The 8,667-nt window shown below is 30.7% G+C and carries 7 protein-coding genes and 1 pseudogene; all 8 read right to left on the reverse strand.

Annotated elements, in window-relative coordinates; translation table 11 throughout:
* Positions 1 to 340: 340 nt before the first annotated feature.
* Positions 341 to 1,672 (reverse strand): recombinase family protein, encoded by a 1,332-nt coding sequence (locus tag B3J31_RS11410; RefSeq protein ID WP_346866678.1) that lies wholly within the window; start codon positions 1,670 to 1,672, stop codon positions 341 to 343.
* Complete coding sequence (locus B3J31_RS11415; protein WP_346866674.1) at positions 1,617 to 2,906, reverse strand: recombinase family protein; 1,290 nt, start codon at positions 2,904 to 2,906, stop codon at positions 1,617 to 1,619. Before B3J31_RS11415 ends, B3J31_RS11410 begins: the two co-directional genes overlap by 56 nt.
* 107 nt (positions 2,907 to 3,013) lie before the next feature.
* Complete coding sequence (locus B3J31_RS11420; protein ID WP_346866673.1) at positions 3,014 to 3,697, reverse strand: N-acetylmuramoyl-L-alanine amidase; 684 nt, start codon at positions 3,695 to 3,697, stop codon at positions 3,014 to 3,016.
* Entirely contained in the window at positions 3,690 to 4,100 is a 411-nt protein-coding gene (locus B3J31_RS11425; RefSeq protein ID WP_346866672.1) for a phage holin family protein, read from the reverse strand. Before B3J31_RS11425 ends, B3J31_RS11420 begins: the two co-directional genes overlap by 8 nt.
* A 39-nt stretch (positions 4,101 to 4,139) precedes the next feature.
* Positions 4,140 to 5,579 (reverse strand): hypothetical protein, encoded by a 1,440-nt coding sequence (locus B3J31_RS11430; RefSeq protein WP_346866671.1) that lies wholly within the window; start codon positions 5,577 to 5,579, stop codon positions 4,140 to 4,142.
* A 43-nt stretch (positions 5,580 to 5,622) separates the two neighbouring features.
* A complete protein-coding gene (locus B3J31_RS11435; protein WP_346866670.1) occupies positions 5,623 to 7,245 on the reverse strand; it encodes a phage tail spike protein in 1,623 nt (540 codons plus the stop codon).
* Positions 7,245 to 7,952: a distal tail protein Dit gene (locus B3J31_RS11440; RefSeq protein WP_346866669.1), complete on the reverse strand. Its 708-nt coding sequence runs from the start codon at positions 7,950 to 7,952 to the stop codon at positions 7,245 to 7,247. Before B3J31_RS11440 ends, B3J31_RS11435 begins: the two co-directional genes overlap by 1 nt.
* 1 nt (position 7,953) lies before the next feature.
* Positions 7,954 to 8,667: pseudogene (locus B3J31_RS11445) on the reverse strand (phage tail tape measure protein); the annotation flags it as partial.

Here is an 8,667-nt window from a genome sequence, read left to right on the forward strand (position 1 = left end):
TACCACACTTTACACTATCTAAGTCTTTTTTATACAAAATACTTCAATTTCACAAAACATATTTTGTATAAATACATAATAATTGTATTTTCTTGTTTTGTCTACCATATTGTTTCGACAACAAATATCATTTTTTTACTATCGTCACTCTTTCTTCAAAAATTATCTTTTTTTTTAATTTTTTCTCTGTAATAAAGTTGTAATTCTACTATTACTTTATTACTAATATATTTTTCTTAAAAGTATACAAAAAATTATTTTAAATTTGCTTATGTATATTTTTATATAAAACCAGTCAAAGTGAATCTTCATCACTCCAACTGGATCTACACTAAATTTATTATTCCAACACAACTTCTATTTCAATCCCATGAAGCAAACTTACAATAATCTTTTCCCCTTCAAATACAGTCATTTTCTCTATTAGATTTAAAAATAGATTTACATCAAATTCTTTTATTGACTCTGCCTTTTCAATTATTTTTATAAACTGCTTTGACTTATATCTTACTAAAATATTCTCACTTTTAAGTGCATCCTTCCACTTCTCCATAAAGTAATCTTTATTTTCAATAATTGCATTAAAGGTATTTATAAAAGCTTGGTATAAAACCCTATCATCAATATGTTTATTGGTGCAGCCTTTCTCACCTTTTATTTTATACCTATTACTACACATCCAAACTTTTCTTCTGAGCTTTTCATTTGTAGAATGCCATGTCTTTCTTCCAAGTATGCTACCACAATATCCACATATAACTCTTCCTGAAAAAGGGTTATCTAGTGTTGCATAATCTAATTTATATACACCATAGGTTTCAGCAAATACCCTTCTTCTATCCATTTCTAACTGTACTGCTTCCCACATTTCTTTATCTATAATTGCTGGATGGCTTTCTTCAACATAATACTGCGGAACCTCTCCGTTATTCTCTACCCTCTTCTTCGAAAGAAAATCTACTGTATAAGTCTTTTGAAGCAAGGCATCTCCTTTATATTTTTCATTAGTTAGTATTCCTCTTATTGTACTTTCATACCATTTAGATTTGCCATTCCAGCCTTTAACTCCTTCTTCTTCAAGTTCTCTTGCAATTCTATTTGAACCTTTTCCATCAAGGTAATCCTTATAAATTCTTCTTACTATCTTGGCTTGTTTTTCATCTATTATTAAATTTCCTTCTTCATCCTTATCATATCCTAAAAACTTTTTATGGTTTACTGTCACCTTGCCCTGTTCAAACCGCCTTCTGATACCCCATGTCGAATTTTCTGATATTGAGCGACTTTCATCTTGCGCTAAACTGGATAAAATTGTAAGTAAAACTTCACCTTTAGAATCTAACGTATTAATATTTTCTTTCTCAAAAATTACCCCAATACCTAATTCTTTAAGGCTCCTTACATAATTCAAGGTATCAAGAGTATTTCTTGCAAATCTACTTATAGATTTGGTTATTATCATATCTATTTTTCCTGCTTTGCAATCCTCTATCATCTTATTAAACTGCTCTCTCTTTTTAGTGTTTGTTCCTGAAATACCTTCGTCAGCATAAATTCCTGCACACTCATAATCTGAATGTCCATTTATATAATTTGTGTAATAATTAACCTGTGCTTCATAGCTTGATAACTGTTCTAATTGGTCTGTTGATACTCTGCAATAAGCTGCCATTCTCTTTTTCTGTGGTTCTATGGTTTGTGCTAAATTGGTTCTGTTTGCTCTTGCAGGTATAACTGTAATGTTTCTTGCCATCCTTAACTTCCTCCTTAACAATAATTTCTTCCTTTATATTAAGCCTACTGATAACTTCATCATCTATTGATGTTCCATTGCAAGCATCTTTTCCGTTTTTAATATAATTACTACATTGCCATACTATCTTTTTACTAGAGTTTTTACTGTTCCAAGTTCTTCTCCTTAAGGTAGATCCACATTTACTGCAGTAAAGCATTCCTGTTAATGCATACCTTTTAGTGTACTTATCTGAGTCTCCTAAAACGTTTCCTTTTGTAATTCCTCTTCTCTTAATTTCCTCTTGTACCTGTTCCCACATTTCTTTTGTAATAATAGGTGAATGATTTTCTCTTATATAGTAACTATCTATAACTCCATTGTTTCTAATTGAAGTTTTCTTTAAATGTTCTGGTGTATAGTATTTTTGAAGTATAGCATCTCCTTTGTATTTCTCATTTTTTAAAATTCCTATAATTGTACTATTGTGCCAGGTCTTATTACCTACAGTAGGAATATCTTCTTTATTTAACTCCTTAGCTATTTTAGATGAACTTTTTCCACAAAGGTAATCATTATAAATTCTATTTACTACTTCTGCTTCTTTAATATTTATAACCAACTCTCCATATTCATTCTTGTCATACCCTAAGAATCTTGTAGTATTAATCATTAACTCACCTTGTTGAAACTGCTTTCTAGCTCTCCATTTTAAGTTTTCACTTACATTTCTGCTTTCTTCCTGTGCAAAAGAAGAAAGGACGGCAAGCATTAACTCACCGTCCCCTGATAGGGTATTTATATTTTCTTTTTCAAATCTAACTTCTATACCTAAATTTTTTAATTCTCTTACAGTGTATAAAACAACAGCTGTATTTCTTGCAAATCTAGATATAGACTTTGTAATTATTATATCAATTTGCCCTTCTCTACATAGATGGAGCATTCTTTGAAACTCTGGTCTATTACCTGTAAACCCTGTTATTCCTCTATCTTGAAAAACTCCAACATATTCATATTCTGGGTTACTAGAAACAATATTTTCATAGTATTGTACTTGATTATCTAAAGATTCTCCTTGCTTATCATGAATAGTAGAAACTCTTGCATAAGCACATACTCTTTTCTTTTTCTTCTGCACTTTTAATATAGGCTCAATAATTCTTACACGCACTCTAATTACTCCTTTCTATCAAATTGGTACTAACATATATCACTCTAAAAATAATAGAAGTCAAGAAATATAAAATTGAAAACCACTACCTAAACCATAAGTGGTAGCTATTTATTAAATATCATAATTACAGCATCAAAACCTGCTCTCTTTAATTTCTGTACTTGATTTTCTGCATTCTTTCTATTCCTATAGGAACCTGCCATAACTCTATAAAATGTTTGTCCACTTCCTGGTTGTGTTGATGACGAAGGTTCTATATAATTAATATCTATTTGTGCAAGAATAGCTTTTGCTAAGGCCTTTATTATTTCATTTCTCTTTTTATCAAACAAATTATTATCCATAGTGTTATCGATAAAGCCTAGTTCAATTAATATTGCTGGAGCCTTTGTTTCCCTGAGAACATGAAGATTTTTTCTTTTAACACCTCTATTTTTAAATCCTAAGCCTACCATTGAAATTTGAATTTTTTCTGCCATTACTTTTGCTGCTTCACCTGGATTCAAATAAATAAGGGTTTCAACACCAGTTGCTTTCTCAGGACTATAGGCATTTCTATGAAAGGATATAAAGTAATCATAAGTGTTTCTATTTTCAAAGTTACTTCTATCATTTAGACTTAATGTAGTATCAGAAGTTCTCGTCTCATCTACAATAACTCCATGTCTTCTAATCTCTTCTGCTACATCTCTACCAATGCTTAATACATCACTAGATTCTTTTCTTCCATTATAGCAAGCTCCTGGATCTCGTCCCCCATGTCCATAATCAAAACATAGTCTAGCCATTATTTTCACTCTCCTTATTTAATTGTTTTAGCACAAGCTTTAACTTTTCTGGTATCGGTAGTCCTATCTTTGCTGAGTTTTCTAAAATACTTATCCCTTCATTAGAAGTGTAGAAAAAAATAACAGCGGTGCGAATTGCACTACCACTGCCTAAAATCTTAGTGTCTACAATATGTGATATACCTACTAATACAAAAATAAGAACCTTTTTAAAAATCCCCTTAAAACCTAAGCTGCTAGATAACTTTTTTTCTAATATTGCACGCATTACACCTGTGACATAGTCAATTATGACAAATATAATTAAGGCATAAAGAAAGCCATCTAAACCTCCTAAGATTCCTCCTAGAAAAGCTCCAATGGCTGCAAAGATAGCTTGAAACACACTTAATATGTCTTTCATAAATACATCCCCTCTATATATATTTTTTTGTATTGAAGTCTAAAATATACCGTCTAGAATATTGTCAATTATAAAATCGTATTGTATCTTCATGGTGTTAGTTGGTGTTTTAGTCACCGGAGCTGCTAGTAGTGTTTGCGCTCCTATAAGAGATGGTCCAAATGCATAGTAATAATAGCTTGATCCACTCCACACTCCAAAACAATATCCATAATTATGATTCTTGCTAAAGAAATACTTTCTACTACTTACTGAAGTCATAGCCTTACTTGCAGATATTCCATTAAATATAGGTTTAAGTGAGTTATCATATAGGTGTAGTAATCCACTAGCATCACTAAATACCCAATATTCTTTTGTTTTTCCTGCTATACTTATATTCCAACTACTATCTGCATAACTAGGTGTATCTATAATATAGTCTGTTTCTATGCTATAGCTACTATTTAGCTTCAGAAGATGATTTACATTAACCCCATTTATAGAATAATATACTGTCATATACGGTACTCCATCTACTACTTCAAAGGATTGTATAGTAGGTATTTTCCCGGTTGCATCTTTATAACTACTTGCACTTCTACTTGTATTCCCTACCCATGTACCGTCCTTTTGAAAGTTATAAATATCTATATTACTATTTTTATTGTAGTATAAATACAGATAATTAGAATCAGCAGATATTCCATTTATACTAAAATCATTAGTAGTTAACTTTGAACCATCAGCTTTATAAAAATAGTTATCGTTATCTTGATTATTTCCACAGCTATCTAGAAAGAAACTTTTAAAGGTTCTATAGGTAACAGATGAAATTGTAGTGGAGTATAAACCATATCCAATATTATCATAGTCTGAACAATAATAACTTATTGATTTCAAGCTACATATAGTAGTATTTTTACTGTCTATAGTAGAACTACCACCTGCAGTATTTATATTAGGCGCATATAATGTTTCCCTTCCATCTCCTTGATACCAATAAATCGTTTGAAAGGTTCCATTTCCTGAATGAGTAGGAAAATCAAATACAAAATGTATTTTTATTTTGCCGTCTTCTTCTGGCTTATAATAGCTTTCAGATAAATTTATTGTACCTTGCAATGTATTAGTTCCCGAATAAGGTTCATTTTTATCACACCATCCTATGGTATTTCCTTTCATATATTTTTCACTAGCATTCTCTACCCCATCATAATCAGTTAAATATATTCTTCTAAAAGGAAAATCAATATAACCACTTTGAACATTTCCCCCAACTATCAGTCTTCTATAAAAAGATTCAAGAAACATAAGTTTTACCACTGAATCATTAATCAAGTTTTCAGTTTCTGCATGATAAACCTTACTTCTTGTCTTTGAATCAAAAAGCTCAACTGTAGCTCTTCCCCTAATATTAGAGATAGGTTTTATCTTATTTAATTTAGTCATATTATTATTTACTAAATCTTCATTAAAAGATATAGTTTCTCTATACATAACACCTCTCCTCTCCTAATCTTTACTAACACACTCCTTTACTTTATATAAGTTCTATTGTGACATCACTCTCAACATTTCCTATATTAGTATCGGTAACTATTACTTCTTGTACTGCACTTGCTCTTATAACTTCATTAATAGTTATACCTGTTTGATATTCTTCTAATATCTGCGAAGGATTAATTATATTAATATTTTCAACTACTTCTGCATGTGGTGGTTCTGCACTCATACCACCTTGAAGATTTCTTCCATCAATCATACACTGAAGATTATATATTGGTACTGTCACTGTTCCACTATCAGTTTTTAAACTTATTCCTATATAGTGATTTCCTGGTCCAACCTGTGGTATCCCTAGTGGTATTCCTATAATATTATCACCTTGCTCCAGTTTCTGTTTTGGTTTAAAGGGTACCTCTAAATTATCTAAAAGTATCTTTATAGTTAAGGTGCTAGCTGTACTTGCATTACAGCTTATAGATAAATTAACGCTTAAATTTGTACTTGATACTGCAGTAATCCCTAAGTATATTGGTTGAACCTCAGTAGTTGAAACTATAACCTCCTGTGAGTTAGCATAATAGAGCATACTAGTTAGTGCCTGAGCTACCTTGTTTCCTAGTTCATCTCTTACTGTACTTATCATTGCTGTAAAATCACTTTGCCCTCTAGTCTTAGGCTGACCAAGCTCAACTTTTGTATTCCATCCACTTAGTAGATCCTGTTTTATCTTAATTACTTCTACCATTACATCTATATCAAATTCTTCATACTTTACTAAAACATAATCCCCTAAATTAACCTGCTGAAGACCTTTAAAATTTTCATATTCCTTTGATTTACTAATTTCTATAAAGTCTACTTCTATGTTCACGTTAGCAAATCCCTTAGTCTTTGCATACTCCTTTGCCATTATCCTTAAGGTAGGTTCATCAGCTGCATCTTTAAATTCCACAGCCTTTATAATATGAAAAGGTGGATACATTGAACTATCAAAATTAGGTATAGTTATATATTTTTCAGCTAGTGTTATACCATTGAAGCCCTTAGGATAAATCTTAGTAGCTAAGTCGGTGGTATCACTGGTAACCTTAATACCTCTAATATTTTTTCCATACTTAATTAACATCCCTGTTTCTTTTCCAATTTGCTTTAGTATTTTAATATTATAATTATCCCTATATAGTTCACCGGTTCCCCATCTTTCAATGATTTTAAATATTGCTTCTACTGGATTTAGTTCTACCATATATAAGGTATTATTTATTAAGATATCACTGTCTACTATATAAGTTGATGCTAGTTCATCAACTAAAGCTTTCTCCATTGCAGTTTTTATACTACACTGTACCGCTCTTTCATCCTCTATAAAATAAAAGGCCAAGTCATAAAAAATGTGCTTAGCCCAAACCATAATTATTTTATTATTATCTTGCTTTTTCTCTACCTTATATATTCTAAATAGTTGATTGTTGGCCTTTATAATATTGAAGTGTTCTAGGTACAATGCCTTTTTAGATTTAACTGGATACTCTAAATATAAGCTGTATTCACCATTTAATTCCTGGGTAATTTCTGCTTTAATAGCTTCATTTAATTTACCAAGTCCATTATTTTCAAATTCACCTTTTTTAGTTTTCTTATCATAAATATAAATCACTATAGCCACCGCCAATTAGGTAAAATATCTATTTTGCTAACACTTCCTACCCAGCTTATCTTATTCTCTCCTATTTTTAGCTTTGGAAAATCTCCTTCCATTTTATAGTTTAAATTTTCTAAAGCTTCATTATAACAATCCTCTATATCACTATTTATGATTATGCTATTATTAATTCCTTTTAATTTTATAAGTGCATCATTTATTAATAGCTCAATATTTCCACTTCCATAAACAGTTATGATAGGACTACTGTCTAAAGTTCCAATATTATTTATAATACTTTCAGTTTTATTTACCTCTATAACCTGATTACTAACTTCATATTTAAATGGCTTGCAATTAAACACTATAGGAAAAACTCCTATAGCTCTATAGACCGATTTAAAATCTATGGCATTTACAACTTGTGCTATATACTTTTTATTTGATTGAAAATTAAATATGAGATTTGCTTCACCACTATTAAAAAGCCAACCCTTTATTTCATCTATTTTATCTGCTAAATCTTCTCTTGATTTTAAAGTACATTCCACTAAAATGGTTATATCCTCATAGGTTTCTTCATCAAACTTTATATTTGAATCTCTCCCAGGAATAGAAACATAGGATACTCTGCGTTTTGGTGAAGGAATTGTAGGTCTTTTAGCAATTAAAATACCATAATCTTTATAGCTATCTTTATTACCAAAGCTAAAACTTAACATGCTAATTACCTCCCTTTCCCATCACAACTCTTTGTCTATAAAACTCAAGTTCATAGGCAATTTGTTCAATATCCTTATCTGTGTTGTTTATAAAATTCTCTATATGAAGTGTCAATCCATTATCATTGCCATTCCCTTTTACCTTTATCTTCTCTAATGCCTTTGCTAAAATATCATCTAATCTATCTATTGGTAATACTGCTTCCGTTCCAGCTTCTCCTACTCCTATAACACTTGGTCTATTAAAAATACCACCCTTTGCATACCATTCTACAGATAAACTTGGTACTCTAGGAGGTAATAAATTAAACTCTCCATTTAATCTAAAGTGAGGTAATTTAATCTTAGGTATTCTTATCTCTGGAAGTCTTATATTCCTAAAAAATCCAACGATAGCATTTACAGCATTTTTAACAGCATCTCTTGCAAGATTAATTGGAGTTGTAATAGCTGTTTTTATGCCTCCCCATACTGCTACTGTAACTGTTTTAATTCCATTCCAAACTCCTGAGATAATACTACTTATAATATTTATGGTGCCATGAACAGTTCCTTTTATACCATTTAAAATACCTATTATTATATTTTTAATACCATTCCATACAGTAGATGTTATGGTCTTTATTGCGTTCCATGAAGTTTTAATAGCATTAGATATTCCATTGGTTATAGCTAACACTACTGACTTTATAGCCCTGGGTGGTAAAATAGTTGT

This window comes from Clostridium sp. UBA5988 (genome assembly GCF_002435615.1).
Taxonomy (GTDB): domain Bacteria; phylum Bacillota; class Clostridia; order Clostridiales; family Clostridiaceae; genus Clostridium_J; species Clostridium_J sulfidigenes.